General features: G+C 68.1%; 18 protein-coding genes. 4 read left to right on the forward strand and 14 right to left on the reverse strand.

Annotated features, from left to right (window positions below; genetic code table 11):
• The first annotated feature begins 27 nt into the window (after positions 1-27).
• The 3 genes from CFP71_RS06245 (at position 28) to CFP71_RS06255 (ending at position 6,425) form a co-directional block, all read left to right on the forward strand.
• Positions 28-3,405 (forward strand): pyruvate carboxylase, encoded by a 3,378-nt coding sequence (locus tag CFP71_RS06245; protein WP_093932878.1) that lies wholly within the window; start codon positions 28-30, stop codon positions 3,403-3,405.
• A gap of 710 nt (positions 3,406-4,115) precedes the next feature.
• A complete protein-coding gene (locus CFP71_RS06250; RefSeq protein WP_093932879.1) occupies positions 4,116-4,910 on the forward strand; it encodes an arginase family protein in 795 nt (264 codons plus the stop codon).
• 231 nt (positions 4,911-5,141) lie between these two features.
• Entirely contained in the window at positions 5,142-6,425 is a 1,284-nt protein-coding gene (locus tag CFP71_RS06255; protein ID WP_093932880.1) for a PucR family transcriptional regulator, read from the forward strand.
• 67 nt (positions 6,426-6,492) lie between these two features.
• Here CFP71_RS06255 and CFP71_RS06260 read toward each other — a convergent pair whose 3' ends face one another.
• The 3 genes from CFP71_RS06260 to CFP71_RS06270 all read right to left on the reverse strand — a co-directional run bounded on the left by CFP71_RS06260 (position 6,493) and on the right by CFP71_RS06270 (position 9,186).
• On the reverse strand, positions 6,493-7,851 hold the full coding sequence (locus CFP71_RS06260) for a DUF6801 domain-containing protein (protein ID WP_093932881.1): 1,359 nt from the start codon (positions 7,849-7,851) through the stop codon (positions 6,493-6,495).
• 17 nt (positions 7,852-7,868) lie between these two features.
• Positions 7,869-8,489, reverse strand: coding sequence for a DUF6801 domain-containing protein (locus CFP71_RS06265; protein WP_093932882.1), 621 nt, complete (start codon positions 8,487-8,489; stop codon positions 7,869-7,871).
• 70 nt (positions 8,490-8,559) lie between these two features.
• Complete coding sequence (locus CFP71_RS06270) at positions 8,560-9,186, reverse strand: DUF6801 domain-containing protein (RefSeq protein ID WP_093932883.1); 627 nt, start codon at positions 9,184-9,186, stop codon at positions 8,560-8,562.
• 343 nt (positions 9,187-9,529) lie between these two features.
• Between CFP71_RS06270 and CFP71_RS06275 the strand changes: the two genes are divergently transcribed.
• The gene (locus tag CFP71_RS06275) at positions 9,530-10,447 is read left to right on the forward strand and encodes an RCC1 domain-containing protein (protein WP_093932884.1); all 918 of its coding nucleotides are present in this window, start codon (positions 9,530-9,532) and stop codon (positions 10,445-10,447) included.
• A 96-nt stretch (positions 10,448-10,543) separates the two neighbouring features.
• Here the strand turns inward: CFP71_RS06275 and CFP71_RS06280 are convergent, their stop codons facing one another.
• The 11 genes from CFP71_RS06280 to CFP71_RS06330 form a co-directional block, all read right to left on the reverse strand.
• The gene (locus tag CFP71_RS06280) at positions 10,544-11,200 is read right to left on the reverse strand and encodes a hypothetical protein (RefSeq protein WP_093932885.1); all 657 of its coding nucleotides are present in this window, start codon (positions 11,198-11,200) and stop codon (positions 10,544-10,546) included.
• Positions 11,201-11,263: 63 nt separating this feature from the next.
• Positions 11,264-11,872, reverse strand: coding sequence for a hypothetical protein (locus CFP71_RS06285; protein ID WP_093932886.1), 609 nt, complete (start codon positions 11,870-11,872; stop codon positions 11,264-11,266).
• Positions 11,869-12,372: a hypothetical protein gene (locus tag CFP71_RS06290; protein ID WP_093932887.1), complete on the reverse strand. Its 504-nt coding sequence runs from the start codon at positions 12,370-12,372 to the stop codon at positions 11,869-11,871. Before CFP71_RS06290 ends, CFP71_RS06285 begins: the two co-directional genes overlap by 4 nt.
• Positions 12,357-13,550, reverse strand: a complete 1,194-nt coding sequence (locus CFP71_RS06295; protein ID WP_093932888.1) for an MCE family protein — start codon at positions 13,548-13,550, stop codon at positions 12,357-12,359. Before CFP71_RS06295 ends, CFP71_RS06290 begins: the two co-directional genes overlap by 16 nt.
• Positions 13,550-14,605, reverse strand: a complete 1,056-nt coding sequence (locus CFP71_RS06300) for an MCE family protein (RefSeq protein ID WP_093932889.1) — start codon at positions 14,603-14,605, stop codon at positions 13,550-13,552. The genes CFP71_RS06295 and CFP71_RS06300 overlap by 1 nt, the downstream gene beginning before the upstream one ends.
• Positions 14,602-15,597 (reverse strand): MCE family protein, encoded by a 996-nt coding sequence (locus CFP71_RS06305; RefSeq protein ID WP_093932928.1) that lies wholly within the window; start codon positions 15,595-15,597, stop codon positions 14,602-14,604. Before CFP71_RS06305 ends, CFP71_RS06300 begins: the two co-directional genes overlap by 4 nt.
• Entirely contained in the window at positions 15,594-16,586 is a 993-nt protein-coding gene (locus CFP71_RS06310; RefSeq protein WP_093932929.1) for an MCE family protein, read from the reverse strand. Before CFP71_RS06310 ends, CFP71_RS06305 begins: the two co-directional genes overlap by 4 nt.
• Positions 16,583-17,590: an MCE family protein gene (locus CFP71_RS06315; protein WP_093932890.1), complete on the reverse strand. Its 1,008-nt coding sequence runs from the start codon at positions 17,588-17,590 to the stop codon at positions 16,583-16,585. Before CFP71_RS06315 ends, CFP71_RS06310 begins: the two co-directional genes overlap by 4 nt.
• Positions 17,587-18,852 (reverse strand): MCE family protein, encoded by a 1,266-nt coding sequence (locus tag CFP71_RS06320; protein ID WP_093932891.1) that lies wholly within the window; start codon positions 18,850-18,852, stop codon positions 17,587-17,589. The genes CFP71_RS06315 and CFP71_RS06320 overlap by 4 nt, the downstream gene beginning before the upstream one ends.
• Complete coding sequence (locus CFP71_RS06325) at positions 18,849-19,700, reverse strand: MlaE family ABC transporter permease (RefSeq protein WP_038509575.1); 852 nt, start codon at positions 19,698-19,700, stop codon at positions 18,849-18,851. The genes CFP71_RS06320 and CFP71_RS06325 overlap by 4 nt, the downstream gene beginning before the upstream one ends.
• Positions 19,700-20,494, reverse strand: a complete 795-nt coding sequence (locus tag CFP71_RS06330) for an MlaE family ABC transporter permease (RefSeq protein ID WP_020630757.1) — start codon at positions 20,492-20,494, stop codon at positions 19,700-19,702. Before CFP71_RS06330 ends, CFP71_RS06325 begins: the two co-directional genes overlap by 1 nt.
• Between the last annotated feature and the right edge of the window lie 285 nt (positions 20,495-20,779).

Raw genomic sequence — 20,779 nt, forward strand, 5'->3', positions numbered from 1 at the left:
ACCGATCCGATGATGGGAAGGACCGGCATGTTCCGCAAGGTACTGGTCGCCAACCGGGGTGAGATCGCCATCCGCGCGTTCCGCGCCGGATTCGAGCTCGGCGCGGGCACGGTGGCTGTGTTCCCGCACGAAGACCGCAATTCGCTCCACCGGCTGAAGGCCGACGAGGCCTACGAGATCGGCGAACCCGGTCATCCGGTGCGGGCCTATTTGTCGGTCGAGGAAATCGTGGCCGCCGCCAAGAAGGCCGGGGCCGACGCCGTCTACCCCGGCTACGGCTTCCTCTCCGAGAACCCGGACCTCGCGCGCGCGTGCGAGGACGAAGGCATCACCTTCGTCGGGCCGAGCGCGGACATCCTCGAGCTGACCGGGAACAAGGCCCGCGCGGTCAAGGCCGCGCGCGACGCCGGCGTGCCGGTGCTGGGCTCCTCCGAACCGTCCTCCGACGTCGACGCGCTGATCGCCGCCGCCGAGGAGATCGGCTTCCCGGTCTTCGTCAAGGCCGTCGCCGGTGGTGGCGGTCGCGGTATGCGCCGCGTCCTGGACCCCGCGCAGCTGCGCGAGTCCATCGAGGCCGCCGCCCGCGAGGCCGAATCGGCCTTCGGCGACCCGACGGTGTTCATCGAGAAGGCCGTCGTCGAGCCGCGCCACATCGAGGTCCAGATCCTCGCCGACGGCGAGGGCAACGTGATCCACCTCTACGAGCGCGACTGTTCGGTCCAGCGCCGTCACCAGAAGGTCGTCGAGCTGGCCCCGGCGCCGAACCTGCCGTCGGAGCTGCGTGACCGGATCTGCGCCGACGCGGTGAAGTTCGCCCGCCAGATCGGTTACCGCAACGCCGGCACCGTCGAGTTCCTGCTCGACAAGGACGGCAACCACGTCTTCATCGAGATGAACCCGCGGATCCAGGTCGAGCACACGGTGACCGAGGAGGTCACCGACGTCGACCTCGTCCAGTCGCAGCTGCGCATCGCCTCCGGCGAGACCCTGGCAGACCTCGGCCTCTCGCAGGACAAGGTGTACCTGCGCGGCGCCGCCCTCCAGTGCCGCATCACCACCGAGGACCCGGCCAACGGCTTCCGCCCGGACACCGGGATGATCAGCGCGTACCGCTCGCCCGGCGGTTCCGGTATCCGCCTCGACGGCGGGACGGCGTTCGCCGGCACCGAGATCAGCGCGCACTTCGACTCGCTGCTGGTGAAGCTCAGCTGCCGCGGCCGCGACTTCAAGACCGCCGTCGGCCGCGCGAGGCGCGCCGTCGCCGAGTTCCGCATCCGCGGCGTGGCCACGAACATCCCGTTCCTGCAGGCCGTCCTCGACGACCCGGACTTCCGCGAAGGCCGCGTCACGACGTCGTTCATCGAGGAGCGCCCGCATCTGCTCACCGCGCGCCATTCGGCCGACCGCGGGACCAGGCTGCTGACCTACCTCGCCGACAAGACGGTCAACAAGCCGAACGGCGAGCGTCCGCGCACCCTCGATCCGCAGGTCAAACTGCCGAAGCTGCCCAAGGGGCTCGAACCGGCGCCCGGCTCGAAGCAGAAGCTGACCGAGCTCGGCCCGGAGGGCTTCGCCCGCTGGCTGCGGGAGTCGCCGACCATCGGCGTCACCGACACCACCTTCCGCGACGCGCACCAGTCGCTGCTCGCCACCCGCGTGCGGACGAAGGACCTGCTCGCCGTCGCGCCGGTGGTCGCGCGCACCACGCCGCAGTTGCTTTCGCTGGAATGCTGGGGCGGCGCGACCTACGACGTCGCCCTGCGGTTCCTCGCGGAAGACCCGTGGGAACGGCTGGCGAAGCTGCGGGAAGCGGTGCCGAACATCTGTCTCCAGATGCTGCTGCGCGGCCGCAACACCGTCGGCTACACGCCGTACCCGACCGAGGTGACCAACGCCTTCGTCGAGGAGGCGACGGCGACCGGCATCGACATCTTCCGGATCTTCGACGCGCTCAACGACGTCGAGCAGATGCGCCCGGCGATCGAGGCCGTCCGCGAGACCGGATCCGCGGTCGCCGAGGTGGCGCTCTGCTACACCTCGGACCTGTCGGACCCGGCGGAGAAGCTGTACACGCTGGACTACTACCTCAAGCTGGCGGAGCAGATCGTCGGCGCGGGTGCGCACGTCCTGGCCATCAAGGACATGGCGGGCCTGCTGCGGGCGCCGGCGGCGGTGCGGCTGGTTTCCGCGCTGCGCAAGGAGTTCGACCTCCCGGTGCACATCCACACGCACGACACCGCTGGTGGTCAGCTGGCGACGTACCTCGCCGCGATCCAGGCCGGGGCGGACGCCGTCGACGGCGCCGTCGCGTCCATGGCGGGCACGACCTCGCAGCCTTCCCTGTCGGCGCTGGTCGCGGCCACCGACCACTCGGACCGGCCGACCGGGCTGGACCTGCAGGCGATCGGCGACCTGGAGCCGTATTGGGAGAGCGTGCGCAAGATCTACGCGCCGTTCGAGGCCGGTCTCGCGTCGCCGACCGGCCGCGTGTACCACCACGAGATCCCCGGCGGGCAGCTGTCGAACCTGCGCACGCAGGCGATCGCGCTCGGTCTCGGCGAGCGGTTCGAGGACATCGAGGCGATGTACGCGGCCGCGGACCGGATCCTCGGGCACCTGGTGAAGGTCACGCCTTCGTCCAAAGTGGTCGGTGACCTCGCGCTGCACCTCGTCGGCGCGGGCGTCTCGCCGTCCGACTTCGAGGCGGAGCCGAACAAGTTCGACATCCCCGACTCGGTGATCGGCTTCCTGCGCGGCGAACTGGGCGACCCGCCCGGTGGCTGGCCGGAGCCGTTCCGCACCAAGGCCCTGGAGGGCCGCGCGCAGCCGAAGCCGGTGCAGGAACTGTCCGAAGAGGACCTCAAGGGACTGGCCGAAGACCGTCGCCGGACGCTGAACCGGCTGCTGTTCCCCGGGCCCACGAAGGACTTCGAGGCGCACCGCGAGCAGTACGGCGACACCTCGGTCCTGCCGTCCAAGGACTTCTTCTACGGGCTGCGCCCGGGCGAGGAGTACTCGGTCGACCTGGAGCAGGGTGTCCGGCTGCTGATCGAGCTGGAGGCCATCGGCGAGGCCGACGAACGCGGGCTGCGCACGGTGATGTCGACGCTCAACGGCCAGCTGCGCCCGATCCAGGTCCGCGACACCTCGATCGCGTCGGACATCCCGGCGACGGAGAAGGCCGACAAGGGCGACCCGAAGCAGATCGCCGCGCCGTTCGCGGGCGTGGTCACGCTGCAGGTGTCCGAAGGCGACGTGGTCGAGGCCGGTGCGACGGTCGCGACCATCGAGGCGATGAAGATGGAGGCGTCGATCACCGCGTCGGCGGGCGGCAAGGTGTCGCGGCGCGCGATCAACGCCGTCCAGCAGGTCGAAGGCGGGGACCTGCTGCTCGTTCTGGAGTGACGTGGGCTGAAGGGGCCCTTCACCGCATCTGACGCGGTGAAGGGTCCCTTCGTCGCTTCAGACGCGGGGAAAGCGTCCCTCGTGGCCACTCGACGACCGGGCGCCGATGGTCCGGGCCCGGTCGGACGACACGCGTGATCAGACGGACGACGCGCGTGAATGAACGGACGACACGCTCGCAGCCGGGGGCTCGCCGCGAGTCGTCCGTCTGATCACGCGCGCCGTCCATTCCGTCACGCGTGTCGTCCCTCCAGTCACGCGAAACCGTCCATGAAGGCCTCCTTCCCTGCTTTCAGGGTCAGAGTCTCGGCAAAGTCGCATGAACACCGGTCGATGTCGCTCTTGATGATGCGAACGGGACCTCCGGACAGGGCAGATGACCCGAGAGCCTGAACGGCGGTGTCCGCAAAGGACCTCAGGCGACCGACGAATGTCTGATTGATGACTATATGTACGTTTTCTCCTGGGGTCGTGAGCGGTAAGGACGGTTCTAACCCTCTTTGCCACTCACGACCCCCTTCTCAAACGCCCAAATCAGGCAAAGTCATCCCGATAGTGTCCTCTATGGACAGTCGACAAGGTGCCATGCCACGGTGACGAGCCTCTTCGCCACCCACTTGGACGGCGGGTAGACGACTTTGCCGGGACCCTGACCCTCAGGGTGGTGAAGGAGGCCTTCGCGGACTTGCGGCCGCCGCTAACGTGGACCGGTGCTGATCCACGCCGTACCCCAGTTCCAGGGCGCGCTGACCGAACGCGCGCCGGAGATGCCCGAAGGCTGCGTCGCGCTCGCCGAGCTGGCCGGTCACGTCCTGGGCGTACCGGTGCACCACATCCGGCAGACCCGCGAGACCTCGCCCGTGGTCGACGGGATCGCCAACCGCGAGGTGCTCACCGGCGCGAACCGGGCCGCGCAGCTCGCCGCGCTGGAGGCGCCTGGCGGGCCGGTGCTCACCATCGGCGGGGACTGCGGGGTCGAACTGATCCCGGTCGGCGTCGCGCGCTACCGCTTCGGCCCGGGTCTCGGAGTCGCCTGGTTCGACGCGCACGCGGACCTCAACACCGCGGAGACGTCGCCGTCGGGCGCGTTCCACGGCATGGTGCTGCGGTCGCTGCTCGGCGAGGGCGACCCGGATTTCGCCGCGAACCCGCGCGTCGAACCCGGTCACGTCGTGCTCGCCGGGACGAGGGCCTTCGACGACGCCGAGCGGGACGTGATCGATCGCGGGCTGGTCGTCGAGGCGGACGACGTCGCGGCCGGGCTGGCGGGTGCGGACAAGGTGTACGTCCACGTCGATCTCGACGTGCTCGACCCGGGGGAGTTCGACGGGCTGAACTGCCCGGAGCCCGGTGGCTTGACGATCGGGCGTCTGGTGGCGATGCTTCGCGGGCTGAGCGGCTTCGAAGTCGTCGGCGCCGGGATCACCGAATGCGTCGGCACCGAGGTGCGCGTACTGGAGCCCGTGCTCGAAGTACTCGGTGAATTGCTCACCGAAAAGCAGTGACGCTCCGTCACGATATGGCCCGCTTCGGCCGTTCGTACGTACGGCGCGTGGCGTTTGCCGGGCACTTGTCATCAAAATTCAGGGACGGACCGTGATTTTGTCACGACGGTGACAAGAAATCGGTTTCTTCTGCGAAAGGTGACACATTCACGAGCGACTTTGCGATGTGTTCGTTGTCACCCCACGACGATCGTGGGATGTCCGGACGCTGGGCGGAGCAAAGGAGCTGCGATGTCGGTGGAGCGCGGGATCGAACACGCTGCGCAGCCCCCTGCGGCGCTACCTCGCAAGCTCGCCGACATTTTGCGACCGGAACTCGGCAGTCTCGCCAACGAGATCGTCGACGAGATCCGGGCGACCATCCCCGCCTACGCGCGTCCGCTCGACGGGCCCTACGGCAAGTCGATCCGCGCGGGCGTCGAGTACGCGATCACGCTGTTCGTCGCGCAGATCGCCGATCCCAGCGTCTCCAAGGAACAGTCGCACGAGGTCCACCATCAGCTGGGGCAGAACGAAATGCGGGAGGGCCGCAGCCTCGACACGCTCCAGTCCGCGTACCGGGTCGGCGCGCGCGTGTCGTGGCGGCGCATCATGCGCGTCGGCCGCCGCAGCGGGCTCTCGTCCGCGGTGATGTCGCAACTGGCCGACGCGATGCTCGCGTTCATGGACGAACTCGCCTCCGTCGCGCTGGACGGCTATCTCGAAGCGAAGGCGCGCACCGCGGGGGCGCTGGACACGTGGCGCCGCAAACTGCTGCACCTGGTGCTGGAAACCCCGCCCGCGCCGTCGAAGGCGATCGCGGAACTCGCGCAGCTGACCGGCTGGCCGGTACCCGAGCGCGCGACCCCGGTGGTGCTGCACCCGATCAACGACAGTGTCAGACCGCGGCGGCACAACGCGGTGGATTCGGACATCCTGGCCGAACTCGATTGCGCCGAGCCGCGTCTGCTCGTCCCCGGCGAGATCTCCGGCGCCCGCCTGGCCACTCTGCAGGCCGCACTGCCGGACTACCGGCTGTCGATCGGCCCGTGCCGTCCGCTGGACTCCGTCGCCGATTCGCTGCGCTGGGCACGCGACGCCCTGCACCTCTCCGAACGCGGGATCATCGGCGTCCGCCGGGTGATCCGCGCCGAAGAGCACCTCGCGACCTTGCTCGTGAACGCCGACGCGGTGCTGACCTGCCAGCTGCGCGACCGCCTGTTCGCCCCGCTCGCCGAAATGACCGGGAAACAACGGGAACGGCTGCTCGAAACCCTGCGCGCCTGGCTCGACAGCCAGGGCAACGTCGTCGACATCGCCGAGCGCCTCCAGGTCCACCCGCAGACCGTCCGGTACCGCATGCGCCAGCTCCAGGCGACCTTCGGCGAGCACCTGCGAGACCCGGGCGCGCGGTTCGAAATGGAACTGGCGCTGCGGGCCGGCGTCACGTCTTCCTCGGCGCCCGAGGGCTACGCGCTGCCGGAGGTGCTTCCGGCGCCGCGCAAGAGTCCACAATGGACGCCGAGCGGGTCGTAGCCTCGGGATGTCATGAGGGGTCCCCATAGGACACTTTTCGTCCTATGGGGACCCCTCATGACACTCGTCAGCGGCGCCCCACCGGCGGATCCGTGTTGGGGCACTTGCGTTCCGCTTCCCACTCCAGGCCCACCTGGTTGACCCCGATGCACGCCTGGTTCCCCGGCCCCGATCCCATCCCGCTCAGCAAGGAGTCGAGGTTCTCCGTGACTCCGCAGCCGGAGAACTTGGGCAGGGTGAATCCCTGGAAGGCGGGTTCCGGGTCCTTCGGGTCCGTCCGCAGCACGCCACCGGTGAACGCGTTCCAGTTCGGACCGCGCAGGTTCAGCACGATCGGTTCGGCGGTCATGCAGTCGGGGCCGACGTCGAGGGGAGTGCCGTTGATGGTGATGTCCTTCAGCTTCCCGAATAGTTCGATCCGGGCGATGGCCGTCGTCGTCGTGTCCCCGTGCAGCATGGTCTCGACGTCGACGACGGTGTTGCCGGTCTTGTAGTCGGTCGGCAGGAGCTCCATCGTCCCGTTGACGGGGACGAAACCGAAGCCGAGGAACGTCATCTTGCTCGGCGGCAGGATCGTGGAGCCGGTGCTGCGATGCGGAGGCGCCGGATAGAGGTAGTAGAAGGCGTTGAAGATGAACGACGGGGTCAACCGGACGAAGGCACCCAGCTTCTTCACCGAAGACGTGCCTTGCGATTCGAAGGGCTGCAAGGGGAACACGGCATCCGGCACCGGCTCGTCCTGCGCGGCCCGCGCCCGTTCACCGGGCTTTTCCCCGGGCTTGTCGGTCTTCGGTTCCGCGGCGCGCAGCTCCGCCAGCGTGACGCTGCCGAGCGCGGTGTCCTGATCCGGGACCTGCGTACAGGTGATCGGTTTCGGCGGCGTTTCCGTCTTCTCCGCGGTCAGCGCGAGGGAAGGCGCGCCCGTGGTGAGCCGGAGTTCGCCGGGGCGGGTCGACACGATATCGGGAACCTTGCCCGTCGCGACCAGCTTCAGTTCGCCGGTGGCGGGCACCTTGGTCGCCGGGATCTCGAGGGTCACCGGAATCGCGGATGTCTTGTCGTCGCGCGTGGCCGTGAGTTCGATCGTCGCCGCGCCCGTCACCTCGGTGAGCGCGCCCAGCGTTCCCTCGCCGAGGGTGAAGGTGAGGGAGAAGTCCTTGACCTGTACCGGTTTTCCGGACGGCACGACCTTGGGCAGCGTGGCCTCGACGTCCATGGTGACCGGACGTTCCCCGACGGGATCCGGGAAGACGCACTTGTTCGCCAGGGTCTGGTGCGCGGGGGCGGCGCCCTGGAGCAGCGGCTTCGGCGGGGCGCTCGGATCGGTCGCCGCCGACGAGGCCAGCGCGCCGTTCACGCCCGCGAGCAGGATCACGCCCGCCAGTACGGGAACCCTCCCGAGTGTCCGGCGAACCTGCTGCGTCATCTGGGTTTCCTCTCGCGTCAAACGACGGGGATCGCCGGGGCGAACGCGCGGTTCTGTGCCGGGTTGGTGATTTTGACCGTACAGTCGAGCGTCCACGGGGTCCAGGTGCCGTCCCTCTTGTGGAAGTCGACTTCCAGTTTGAAAGTGTTGCCGAGCGCGAACGTCGCCTCACCGGGGGCACCCGCGGTGAAAGAGGGGACGGCGGTCGCCGCGGTCTGGGTGAAGACGAACGTGCGAGGCCCCGGCACGTACGGGGTGATCTGCGCTGGCAGGTCCAGTCCGGTGACGGTCGCCGAAGCGGGGGTGGCGTTCGTCGCGGTCACCGGCGCGGTCACCTTGCCGCGGAGGCCGTCGTAGTTGGCCGCGCTGAAGATCGTCGCGTTGTGGATGGCGTTGAAGGTCGCGGTGCCGCTGATCGCGGCCGGGGTGATCGTGCCGCCCGCGGTCGCCGTACCCGGGCTGTCGAACCTCGCCGTGATGTCGAGGGGTTGCTGGCCGATCATGGGAAAGCTGCACATGTACAGGACGGTCCCCGTCTCGTGGGAGACGGCGGCCGAGGCCTGCCCGATGGTGAGCAGGCAGGCCACGCCGGACACGATGACGGAGACCGTGCCCGCTCGGCGAACCTGCTGTCCCATATGTATTCCTCTCGAGATTGGGGGTGGGGACCGTGCGGGGCGGGCGTCCCCGCCCCGCACGGATGGTTCATCAGGTGATGGGGACCGCCGGGCTGAACGCGCGGTTCTGCGCCGGGTTGGTGTTCTTCACCGTGCAGTTGAAGCTCCAGGCGGTCCAGGAACCGTCCTTCTTGTGGAACTCCAGCGGCGCGCTGATCGCGGTGCCGAGGGACGCCGTCGCCGAGCCGGGCGTTCCGGCGGTGAACGTGGGGACGCCGGTCCCCGTGGCCTGGACGATGTTGAACGTCCGCGTTCCCGGCACGTACGGGTTGATCTGGGTCGGGACGTCGAGGTTCGTCACCGTCGCCGAAGCGGGGGTCGCGTTGGTGACGGTCACCGGCATGTTCACCTTGCCGCGGACGCCGTCGTAGTTGGCACTGTTGAGCAGCGCGTTGATGGTGGCGCTGATCGTGGCGGTGCCCGAGATGTTCGACGGCGTGAAGGTGCCGCCCGAAGCGACCGAAGCCGGTCCGTCGAACTGCGCCTTCACGTCCAGCTGCTGCTGGCCGATCGCGGGGAAGTTGCACATGTACGCGACGGTGCCGGTGGCGTAGGTGGTGGCGGCCAGCGCCGTGCCGGCGGTGAGCACGGCGACCGCGCCCATCACGATGCCGGTGGTGGCGACGCCTGCTGACAACTTGCCAAGTCTGCGGGACATACCTGTCATCTCCTTTGATCCAGTTTACGTCTCGGCGGCTTTCCCCATGCGCCTTTCGGCGGATTTTTCTGATCAAATATGCTCGACTGAGCGGCTTTCTCGGTGGTGGGGTAAACCGAGGTTACCCGCGAGTTATGTACGTAACAAGGATTCATGTCGACATGTTTCGGAGCGGGTGAGGAGCCCGTTCTTTCTTGTCAGTGCGTGCTGAATACGATTATGAAGTTTGTGCTCCGATGACAAAGACGGAGCCGATCGGCGGAACCGGGTTAACATTTCCCGCATGGCTTCAGTCAATCGACGATCCACGACACGGCGCGTGACGACCACCGCGATAGCCGTAATGATCGCCACGGTTTCTCTTTCCGGTATCGCCGACGCCGCGCCGACCGGCGAACCGCGGCCGTGGGGGAGCAACGACTACCAGCAGGGGCAGGGCACGGTGCCCCCTCAGGCGTTCGGCGCGAGCGCGGTCTCTGCGGGCGGGCTCACGCATCTGGCGCTCAAGGACGGCGGCGTCGTCGCCTGGGGCAACAACAATTACGGCCAGACCGTCGTGCCCGCCGCGGCGACGTCCGGGGTTTCGGCGATCGCCGCGGGCTGGGCGCACGGGCTGGCGCTCAAGAACGGCGGGGTGATCGCCTGGGGCAACGGGTTCTACGGCCAGAACGTCGTCCCGGCCGCCGCGACCTCGGGGATCACCGCGATCTCCACCAGTGCGTACTTCAACCTGGCGCTCAAGAACGGCGGTGTGCTGAGCTGGGGCTCGCGGACCACCGTCCCCGCGACGGTCTCGTCCGGGGTCACCGCGATCTCGGCGGGTGTCGACCACGGCCTCGCGCTGAAGAACGGCGGCGTGATCGGGTGGGGCAGCAACGCGAAGGGCCAGATCACCGTGCCGGCGGCGGCGACCTCCGGGGTGACGGCGATCTCGGGCGGGTTCCGCCACAGCATCGCGCTGAAGAACGGCGGCGTCCTCGCCTGGGGCGACAACACCTACGGTCAGTCGTCCGTGCCGCCCGAGGCGCAGTCGGACGTCGTCGCCATCGACGCCGGCTACAACCACAACGTCGTGTTGAAGGCCGACGGAAGCGTCTTCGCCTGGGGTAGCAACCTCAAGCAGGAGAGCCGGGACACCAGTTCGGAACCGCCGATGGACATGTGGAAGTTCTCGGGTGTCTGTGCTCCGGTCTACGCCGTTTCCGCAGGTGACGGCACCGGTGTCGCCCTGGTCGACCCAAGCGCGCCGCAGTTCTGCTGACGCTCGTCCGCCAGCCACGTCCCCTGAGTACATGAAGGCCCCCTTGCTTGCGCCAGGCGCAAGCAAGGGGGCCTTCATGTACTCAGGGGACCGTGCCTAGACGTTCGACTTGAGGTTCAGGTTGATCGTGTTGCCAGGACCCGAGATCAACGCCCCCAGCGCGAGGTCGTTGATGAAGCAGTCCTTGAACTCCGGGATGACGAACGTGCCCGAAGACGGGATCGTCTCCGCGAACAGGTCGACGTTCTTCGACACCAGCGTCAGGTCGAGCGGCTTGACCGTCTTGCAGGCGTTCGGCACCGTCGGGAGCGGGATGACCGGGTAGAACAGGCCGACGACGATGTTGTCGATCAGCATGTTCGCCTGCGAGTGGGTGGTCAGATCGCCGTTGGCCAGGGTGCCGGTGACCGGGCCGGTCGGCTGGATCCGCACGCGGGCCTTGATCTTGAAGACACCCGAGACCAGCGAGATGTTCGCCGTCGAGGGCGGCAGGGACAGGTCGCCTCTGATGCCGACGTTGTCCCCGTCGATGACCAGGGCGCCGTTGAGCTGGCCGGGGCCCAGGTCGAGGGTGCCGCCGGTCTTCTTCACCGTCGTCTTCCCGGTGACGGTGTAGGACACCGGGATCTCCACCGGGTCGTCCGCGAGCGCGGGGGACGCGGCGAGGCTGCCGGCCACGGCGATCGCGGACGTGAGCGCGACGACCGTGCCGAGGCGGCGACGGGCTGTTTTCGGGCGCGTTCGACCGAACATGGGTTTCTCCTCGTTTTCTCTCCTGTTTTACAACCGTGGACTGAATGAGGAATTACCGGTTTGTCACCGGGGGACAAGATCGGTGATGACCCAATTGTCGCCTTCGCGTTCCGCGGTGATCGAAAGCTGGGCGGCTGCCGTCGTCGACGAATTGTTGTCGGCTCGCGTCGCCGCTTGATCGAGGAATACGAGCAGTCGCGCTTTACCGTCGCCGAGTTCCTGGACGGCGGATGAGGAGACGCGGGTCGTGAGGACGAGTTTCTGTGCCGGAGCCTTTTCCCGGACCTGGGCGAACAACTGGTTGTACGACTCCAGCGCCTTGCCTCTCAACGCCGAAGCGGCCGCCTTTTCGGTGACGTCGGTCCGGTCGAAGGAATAGGAGAAGATCTTGTTGAGCGCCACCGTCACCGCCGAGTTCACCTCGGCGGTCGCCCCGACGTCGGTGAGCGCGGTGTTGGCCGCCGACGGCGCGGCCGAGATCGACCTCGCCTCCAGCGTGAACCACACTCCAGCCGCCACCAGCACGGCGGCCACGGCCAGCAGGATCAGAAACAGCTTCGGCCTGCGGGACGGCTGTTCGGCGGTCTCTTCGGCGACGGTTTCGGCCTCGGACGCGGCTTCGGGCTCGGTCTCGGCATCGGTTTCGGGCTCGGTCTCTGCCGCGGCGGTCATCGCGCACCCACCGGGAGCTGGTCGAGCGCGCTGAGCTTCCAGCCTTCGCCGGTCCTGGTCAGTCCGGCTGCGAAGCGGTTGCGTTTCGTCGTCGGCGCCGCGCCTTCCTTCGCCATCGTGATCTCCACCGAAGCCAGCATCTTGGCCGTTCCCGCGTGGTCGTCGAGTTCGCTGATCGCCGCGTCGAGCACCTTGCCCGTCGAGACCGTCGCGTCCTTGGTGAGCGTCTGTTTCGTCGCGTCGTCGGTCTTGCCGAGCTGATCGCGCAGGGGACCGGTCGACGCGGCGAGCCAGTCGGCGATGCCTGCCTCGACGCGGTGGTGGTCGAGGCTGGTCAGCCGGGCGACGAGCTCTCGCCCGGACTTCAGCGCTTCGTCGCGCGAGTTCCCGTAGGACACGGCCTCGGAGCTCGTCGCGGTGTACCAGGTGTACCCGGCCCATCCGGCGAACGCGCAGGCCGCGGCGAGCACGGCGATCGCGATCTTCAGTTGCGCAGCCACAACATCTCCTCGAGGCTGGTGGACGTCGCCTGGCCGTCGGCGCCGAAGCCGCCGGGGATCGCGGCGGGCGGGACGCCGCCCTTCGGCGCGTTCTGCGAGCCGCGGACCGAACTCGGATCGCCCCTGTCGAGCGTGCACGCGGCACCGGTGTTGAACGGCAGCGTCGAGAGTTCCGCGCTGCTGTGGATCGTCGTCTTCTCGTAGCCCTTGGTGCACGGCATCGGGTCGAAGAAGGTCAGGACCAGATCGATCTTCACGGACCCCCCGTCGACGGCCGCGTCGACCGCGGACACCGCCTTCGGGGTGTTGATCAGCAGTTGCCGCAGGCCGTCGGTGCGCGCGGAGAACACCTGGGACGTCGTGAGCAGGTTCGCCAGCAGGATCGGCAGACCGGGTTCGTTGTCCCTCAGCAGCCCGGAGAGCTGGGTCGCCGCTTCGGGCGCGGTCGCGATCAGCGTGCGCAGGTCACCGTCCGAACGGGACAGTTGCTGGGCGAACTGCCGGGCGTTGTCGCTGAACTGCCGCCACGCCTGCGACGAATCGACCTGGGTCTTCAGCACGGTCGTGCCGTCGGTGAGCAGCTTTTCCGTCTGCGGCAGGTGGTTCGCGGCCTGCTTGGTGAAGTCGGTGGTCGAGTCCAGCAGCACCTGGAGGTTCGCGCCGGAACCACGCAGGGCGTTGTCGAGTTCGTCGACCACGATCCGCAGATCCTCGGTCGGCACGGACGCGGTCAGCGAGTCCAGATCGGTCAGCAGGTGCTGCACCGGCAGCGGAACGCTCGTCGCCTCGCGCGGGATGACCGAACCTTCGGCGAGGAACGGCCCGTCGCCGGTCCGGGGCTGCAAGTCGACGAACTGCTCGCCGACCGCGGACCGGTTCGCCACGACCGCCCGCGAGTTCGCGGGGATCGGCGGCGCGTCGTCGTCGATCAGCAGATCCGCTTCCATGCCCCCGGCGGTGAGCCGGAGTTCGCCGACCCGGCCGACGGCGACGCCGCGATAGGTCACCTCGCCGTTGGTGAACAGGCCCCCGCCGTCGGTCAGCGCCAGCTTCACGGTGAACCCGCTCGCCCCGAAGAGACGGCCGAGCCCCGCGTAGTTGGCCCCCACGAACGCCGTCGTCGCCAGCGCGATGATGACGAACGCGATCACCTGGATCCGGACACGGGTGGTGAGCATCAGCTACCTCCGGAGGACGGCAGCGGCAGGGTCGGGAGCCCCGGCGGGACCCCTTCGCCCGGAGGCGGCAGCTCGACGCCCGGCCCGGGGATCATCGAGGCGTAGACGTTCAGGTAGTCGCCCTTGATCCCGTCGCGGACGGCGTCGGTGAACGGGAACGTCGGCAGGATCTCCAGCGACTTGGGCAGGTTCTCGCCGGCGTCGGCCAGCCGCTTGAGGATCGGCGCGAGCGCGGTGAGGTCCGCGACGAGGTCGGCCCTGGTCTTCTTGATCACGTCGACGCCGACCCCGGAGAGCCGGTCCAGCGACTGCAGCATCGAGACGAGCTGGGTGCGCTGTTCGGAAAGGCTCTTCAACCCGGGGGTGAGGTCGGTGAGCGCGCCTTCGACCTGGGTCTTCCGGTTCGCCAGCGTCGTCGAGAGCTGGTTGAGCCCGTCGAGCGCCGAGGTGATGTCGGAGCGGTGCGAGTCCAGGTTGGACACCAGCTGCTCCACTGTGGACAGGAAGGAGCGGATCTCCTCCTCGTTGCCGTCCATCACCTTCGACAGCTCGCGGTTGATGGTCTGCAGCTGGCCGATCCCGCCGCCGTTGAGCAGCAGGGAAAGCGCGCCGAAGATCTCCTCGAACTCGGGGTTGCGGTTCGTGCTCGCGACGGGGATCACCCCGCCGTCGCCCAGCCTGCCTTCGGCTTTCGTCGCGCTCGGGGCGAGCTCGATGAACTTCTCGCCGAGCAGACTGGACTGCCGCAGCCGGGCGATGGCGTTGGCGGGCAGGTGGACGTCGCCGTTGACCGCCAGGACGGTTTCCGCCGTCCAGCCGTCCTCGCCGAGTTTGATCGTCTCGACCCGGCCGACCGGCACGTCGCCGACCTTCACCGCGGCCTGGGGGACCAGGTCGAGCACGTCGGCGAACTGCACGGTCACCCGGTACGGATGGTCGCCGATGTCCGCGCCGCCGGGCAGCGGCAGGTCGTAGACGCCCTTGAAATCCGACGAACAGGCGGTGAGCGCGACACAGCACGCGGCGAGCACCGCGATCGTCCGTTTCGTGGTCATCGGCGCCCCCCGGTGTAGGTGTCGCCGGCGACCGGCAGCGGGAGCGGGGCGTATTCGAGCAGGTTGCCGCGGCCCTGCAGCTTCCCGGTCTTCGGGTCGACGGCTTCGAGCACGTTCGTCACCGCCAGCGGAATCGTGTCGAGGGTCTCGGCGAGCGCGGCGCGCTTGTCCACCAGTGTCCCGGTGGTCACCGCGAGCTTGTCCACATTGGACTTGATCAGCGCGCGGTTGTCCCGGATGAACTGCTGGATCTGCGCGAGCGCGCCGCCGAGGCCGTTGAGCGCGCGGGCGAGCTCGTCCTTGTTCCGCGCCAGCGTCCCGGTCACCGAGGCGAGCTGCTTGTTGATCTCGCTGACGTTCCGGTCGTTGGTCGCCAGCATCGAGGTGAACCGCTGGAGCTCGTCGACCGTGGCGAACAGGTTCTGCGAGTTCCCGGACAGCGTCCTGGCGAGGTCGGCGAAGTTGCGCACCGACTCGTTGAACGGTTTCCCGTTGCCTTGCAGGTTCTTCGCGCCGGTGCGCAGCAGCTCCGAAAGCGCGCCGTCGGCGTTCGCGCCCTTGGGGCCGAGAGCCTTGGCGAGCGTGTCGAGGCTGGAGTAGAGCTGGTCGAGCTCCACCGGCGTGCCGGTGCGCTCCACCGGGATCACCGCGCCGTCGTCCAGCCGGTTCCCGGCGCGGGTGAGCTTGGTGAACTGGACGTACCGGTCGGCGACCACGCTCGGCGCCACGACCAGGACATTGGTGTCGGCGGCGATCGGGGTCGAGCCGTCGACGGTCAGCACGACCTTGACCTGCTCGCCTTCCGGGGCGACCGATTCGACCTGGCCGACCCGGACGCCGAGCACCCGGACGTCGGATCCACTGTAGACACCGACCGCGCGCGAGAAGTACACGGTGACGCGGTCGAGCCCGCTGCCGGAGAAGATCCACCAGAGACCGCCGACGACGGCCAGCGCGAGCACGAGCGCGAGGGTGACGAACCTGCTGATCACCGGCCACCTCCGCGGGGGATCACCGGGGTGCACGGATCCCGGTTCTCAGGGACGAGTCCGCACAGGTAGCTGTCGACCCAGCGTCCGTTGCCGAGGGAGTTGTTGACCACCCGGAAGTACGGCGCGGCGAGGTCGAGGCTCTTGGCGAGATTGTCGTTCTGCCGTTGCAGGATGTCGGTCACCTCTCCGAGCTGGCTGAGCGCCCCGCCGAGCTGCTCCTTGTTGTCCTGCACGAGGCCCGAAAGCTGGGTGGCGAGGTCCTGCGAGCCGGTGAGCAGGTCGTGGATCGCCTGCCGCCGGTTGTCCAGTTCGGTCAGCAGCAGGTTGCCGTCCGAGAGGAGCTTGGTGAAGTCTTCGTTCGAGTTCGCGAGCGTCGTGGTGAGGCCGTGCGCGTTCGACAGGAGGCTCGCGAGTTCGTTGTCCCGCGAGGACACGGTCTTCGACAGTGACGTCAGCCCGTCGAGGGCCTTCCGGATGTGGTCGGGCGAGTTCTTGAACGTGTCGGACAGCGTGGTGAAGCTTTCCGCGAGCTGATCGGTGTCGATCGCGCCCGCGGTGTCGGCCAGCCCGTTGAACGCCTCGGTGACGTCGTAGGGCGTGACGGTCCGGGTTCGCGGGATGACCTGCTTCGGGTTCTGCACCGTCTCGCCGGTCGGGCGCAGCGCCAGGAACTTCCGGCCCAGCAGCGTCTTGATCTTGATCTCGGCGGCGGTCTTGTCACCCACCCAGGCGTCCTTGACGCGGAAGCTCACCACCACGTGGTCCTCGGCGAGCTGGACGTCGCTCACCTCGCCGACCTTGATCCCGGCGATCCGCACCTCGTCGTCGGCCTGCAACCCGGCCGCTTCGGAGAATTCGGCCTGGTAGGTGGTTCCGGAGCCGATGATCGGGAGGTTCTCGTAGTTGAGCGTCGCGGTCAGCAGCGCGGCCGCGACGGCGCTGCCGACGACACCGATGACGATCGGGTTCCGCTCCTTGAAGGGTTTCACGACGTGCACCTCTCCGCCGTCGCCGGGACCCCGCGGGGAGGGGTGCTTCGGAGGACGGACGAGCACAGGTAGAAGTTCATCCACGATCCGTACGAGCCGATCCGGCCCAGCTCGTCCAGCTTCCCCGGGAGCACGGTGAGGACCCGTTCGACCTCGGCCTTGCCCTGGTCGGTCGTCAGCTGGCCGGAGAGCAGGCCGAGACCTTCGATGCTGTCCTTGAGCGGCTTCCTGCCCTGTTCGAGCAGACCGGCCGTGGCGGTGGTGAGGTCCGCGAGCCCGGAGACGGCCTCCCCGATCTCGGCGCGGTCACCGGCGAGGCCGGACACCAGCTCCTTCAGCGTGGAGACCAAAGTGGACAGTGCGTCGCCCTTGCCGTTGATGGTCTTCAGCACGGTGTCCAGGTTCGTGATCACGTCGCCGATCACCTTGTCGCGGCCGGCGAGCGTGGTGGTCAGCGAACCGGTGTGCGCCAGCAGGCTTTCCACCGTGCCGCCCTCGCCCTGCAGTACCTGGACGATCTCGCCGGAGAGCTGGTTGACGTCCTTCGGGGACAGCGCCTGGAACAGCGGTTTGAAGCCGTTGAACAGTTCCGTCAGGTCCAGTGCGGGAGTCGTGCGCTCCAGCGGGATCTCCGCGCCCGGCTCCAGGAGTTCGCGGGTGCCCTTGCCGCGTTCGAGGGCGATGTAGCGCTGGCCGACCATGTTGCGGTACTTGATCACCGCACTCACGTCGGCGGGCAGCCTGCGCTGGGAGTCGAGGGAGAACCTGATCCGGGCCAGGCTGTGATCGGCGATCTCCAGCTCCTCGATCTGGCCGACCCGCACCCCCGAGATCCGGACGTCGTCGCCGACGTTCAGCGAAGTCGCGTCGAGGAACTTGGCGCTGTAGGTCTTGGTGTCGCCGAGGCCGGTGTTGGTGATGGACACCGCCAGCAGCACCGTGGCCAGTGTCGTGACGACGACGAAGATCAGCCCCTTGATCAGCGGGCTCACGAAGTTCCTCATCGCAGGGTCACCTCCGTGCCCCGGTAGAGCGGACCGACGAGCACGCTGCCCCAGGCGGGCACCTGGCTCGCCGGGACACCGGCCGACGGCGCGACCAGCGTGGAGATCAGTTCCCGTTCCTGCGGCGAGTTCGCCAGGCCGAGGTCGCCCTGCACGCCCGGGAGCGAGGCGGTCTTCTCGCCGGTCACCGCGATGCCCTGGGTCATCAGCCCGTTCGACGGGTAGCAACGTGGTTCACCGGTGGCGTTGTAGACCGGGTCGTCCTTGCCGGGGACGTATTTGCCGCGAGGCTGGGTGATGGTGACCTCCGCGTGCAGACCGGGTTCGTCCGTGCCCGCGCCCAGCGCCTTGTCCATCTGCGGCTTCAGCTCGGCCAGCGCGGTCAGCGTGCAGGCGAAACTCGGCGAGTACTTCGCGCCGATCTCCAGCGGTGCCCGGCTGTCGGTGGCGAGCGCGATGATGTTGGCGCGGTTGTTGGCGAGGAACGTCGTGACCTGCTGGGAGGACGCCGTCACCTGCTGGTACACCGTCGCCAGTTCGGCGCGCTTCTCCTTGACCGTGTCGAGCGTGACCGCCGAGGCGCTCAGCGCGTCGAGCAGGTCCGGCGCGATGTCGCCGTACAGCTTCGAAACCGTCGCGAGATCGCGGATGTTGTCGTTCAGCTTCGGGAGGTTCGGGTTGAAGTCCTTGAGGTACGCGGCCGCGGTGGCGAGGGTGTCGCCGAGCTGCTCGCCGCGGCCCTCCAGCGCGGTGGAGACCGTGGTGAGCGTGGTCGCGAGCTTCTGCGGCTGCACCGCCTTGAGCAGCGGCAGCAGGTTGTCGAAGACTCGTTCCAGCTCGATCGCGTTGGCCGAGCGGTCCTGGGTGATCACGTCGCCCGAGGCCAGCGGCTTCGCGGTCGATCCGTCCGGAATGGACAGTTGCACGTACCGCTCACCGAACAGGGTCTTCGGCACGAGCAGCGCGGACACGTTCTTCGGCAGCTGGGAGACCTTGCCGGGCTCCATGGCCAGCTCGATCTCCGCGCCCGACGGCGTGGCGCGGACGTCGCGGATCTCGCCGACCACCACACCGCGTGCCTTGACCTGCCCGCCCGCGCGCAGCTGGTTGCCGACCCGGTCCGCCTGCAAGGTCACCGGGACCGACGTGACGAAGTCCTTCTGGTAGATCTTGATCGAGAGCAGCACGAGGGCGGACATCACCACGAGGAACAGCACTCCGGCCGTCCTGACCCCGGCTTTGCGCAGCCCGCGCCTGCTCATCCGGCCACCTGCACCGTCGTGGTCGCGCCCCAGATCGCGAGACTGAGGAAGAAGTCCAGCACGCTGACCGCCACGATCGCGGTGCGCACGCCGCGGCCGACGGCCACCCCGACGCCCGCCGGCCCGCCGCTCGCGCGGAACCCGTAGTAACAGTGGGCGAGCACGATCACGACGCTGAACACCAGCACCTTGCCGAACGACCAGAGCACGTCGCCGGGCGGCAGGAACAGCAGGAAGTAGTGGTCGTAGGTGCCCGCGGACTGCCCGTAGAACCAGACGGTGATCTGGCGCGACGCGAGATACGAGGTCAGCAGGCCGATCGCGTACAACGGGATGACCGCGAGGAAACCCGCGATGATCCGGGTGGTCACCAGGTACGGGACGCTGGGGATGCCCATCACTTCGAGCGCGTCGATCTCCTCGGAGATCCGCATCGCGCCCAGCTGCGCGGTGAACCCGCAGCCGACGGTGGCCGACAGGGCCAGCCCGGCGACAAGCGGCGCGATCTCGCGGGTGTTGAAGTACGCGGAGACGAACCCGGCGAACGCGGAAGTGCCGACCTGGTTGAGCGCCGAATAGCCCTGGAGCCCGACGACCGTGCCGGTGAACACGGTCATCCCGATCATCACGCCGATCGTGCCGCCGATGACCGCGAGCGCGCCGCTGCCGAAGCTGACTTCGGCCAGCAGGCGGGTGATCTCGCGGAGATAGCGGCGCACCGCGCGCGGCACCCAGGCCAGCGCCTTGAGGAAGAAGAGGATCTGGTCGCCGAGCGTGTCCAGGAAACCGAACCGGCGGTCCACGGCTTCGCGGACCCGCGTGGCCCGGGTGGGTGTCGTCGTGACCATCAGCTGCCCTTCGCCGGGACGAGCTGCAGGTAAAGCGTCGTCAGCACGAGGTTCAACAGGAACAGGAGCAGGAACGTGATCACCACGGATTGGTTCACCGCGTCACCGACGCCTTTCGGGCCGCCTTTCGGATTAAGCCCGCGATAAGAGGCGACGATCGCCGCGACGAAACCGAAGATGACCGCTTTGATCTCGCTGATCCAGAGGTCCGGCAGCTGCGCGAGAGCGGAGAAACTGGCCAGATACGCACCCGGTGTCCCGTTCTGCATGATGACGTTGAAGAAATAGCCGCCGAGGACGCCGACCACGCTGACCATTCCGTTCAGGAACGCGGCGACCCCCATCGCGGCCAGCACCCGCGGCACGATCAGGCGCTGGATCGGGGAGACCCCGAGCACCTCCATCGCGTCGATCTCCTCGCGGATCGTGCGGGACCCGAGGTCCGCGCACATCGCCGATCCGCCGGCGCCCGCGATCAGCAGCGCCGTCACGATCGGGCTCGCCTGCTGGATGATCGCCAGCACGCTGGCCGCGCCGGTGAAGGATTGCGCGCCGATCTGCGCGGTCAGCGACCCGATGTGCAGCGCGATCACCGCGCCGAACGGGATCGCGACCAGCGCCGTCGGCAGGATCGACACACTCGCGATGAACCAGAACTGCTGGATCAGCTCGCGGGCCTGGAACGGCCGCCGGAAAGTCAGGCGGACGACGTCGAGGCCGAGTGAGTAGAGCCTGCCCGTCTCCCGGATCGCACCCGCGCCGGGGAATGAGGGTGCGTTAGTCCGGACGCCCACGCCGACCCTCCCGTTTTCCGGGCACGGCGAATACACCCCAGGTTGCGCAATTCCTTTGCTCCGAATGGCGGAGCGGAATCGTTGAATAGGATCAACGGGGTGTTACCGTGCTGTTTGCTACTGGTCGGTACGCTAATGACGAGCCTGCTTGGTGACAAGAACTTCGGTCCGATCAAGACGTCACGTCCTGGTAACCGGTGAATTCTTGTCCCTTTATGACAAAGGCGGACGTGGATCTTGTCCGTTCTTTCGCGATCTCCGGCGCGGTGGGCCGTTCGGTGCTTC

Source organism: Amycolatopsis thailandensis (genome assembly GCF_002234405.1).
Classification (GTDB): Bacteria; Actinomycetota; Actinomycetes; order Mycobacteriales; family Pseudonocardiaceae; genus Amycolatopsis; species Amycolatopsis thailandensis.

Coding starts and splice junctions, on each gene's coding strand:
- CFP71_RS06245 (WP_093932878.1), top strand. CDS start 28: ATGTTCCGCAAGGTACTGGTCGCCAACCGGGGTGAGATCGCCATCCGC.
- CFP71_RS06255 (WP_093932880.1), top strand. CDS start 5,142: ATGTCGGTGGAGCGCGGGATCGAACACGCTGCGCAGCCCCCTGCGGCG.
- CFP71_RS06260 (WP_093932881.1), bottom strand. CDS start 7,851: ATGACGCAGCAGGTTCGCCGGACACTCGGGAGGGTTCCCGTACTGGCG.
- CFP71_RS06265 (WP_093932882.1), bottom strand. CDS start 8,489: ATGGGACAGCAGGTTCGCCGAGCGGGCACGGTCTCCGTCATCGTGTCC.
- CFP71_RS06270 (WP_093932883.1), bottom strand. CDS start 9,186: ATGTCCCGCAGACTTGGCAAGTTGTCAGCAGGCGTCGCCACCACCGGC.
- CFP71_RS06275 (WP_093932884.1), top strand. CDS start 9,530: ATGATCGCCACGGTTTCTCTTTCCGGTATCGCCGACGCCGCGCCGACC.
- CFP71_RS06280 (WP_093932885.1), bottom strand. CDS start 11,200: ATGTTCGGTCGAACGCGCCCGAAAACAGCCCGTCGCCGCCTCGGCACG.
- CFP71_RS06285 (WP_093932886.1), bottom strand. CDS start 11,872: ATGACCGCCGCGGCAGAGACCGAGCCCGAAACCGATGCCGAGACCGAG.
- CFP71_RS06295 (WP_093932888.1), bottom strand. CDS start 13,550: ATGCTCACCACCCGTGTCCGGATCCAGGTGATCGCGTTCGTCATCATC.
- CFP71_RS06300 (WP_093932889.1), bottom strand. CDS start 14,605: ATGACCACGAAACGGACGATCGCGGTGCTCGCCGCGTGCTGTGTCGCG.
- CFP71_RS06315 (WP_093932890.1), bottom strand. CDS start 17,590: ATGAGGAACTTCGTGAGCCCGCTGATCAAGGGGCTGATCTTCGTCGTC.
- CFP71_RS06320 (WP_093932891.1), bottom strand. CDS start 18,852: ATGAGCAGGCGCGGGCTGCGCAAAGCCGGGGTCAGGACGGCCGGAGTG.
- CFP71_RS06325 (WP_038509575.1), bottom strand. CDS start 19,700: ATGGTCACGACGACACCCACCCGGGCCACGCGGGTCCGCGAAGCCGTG.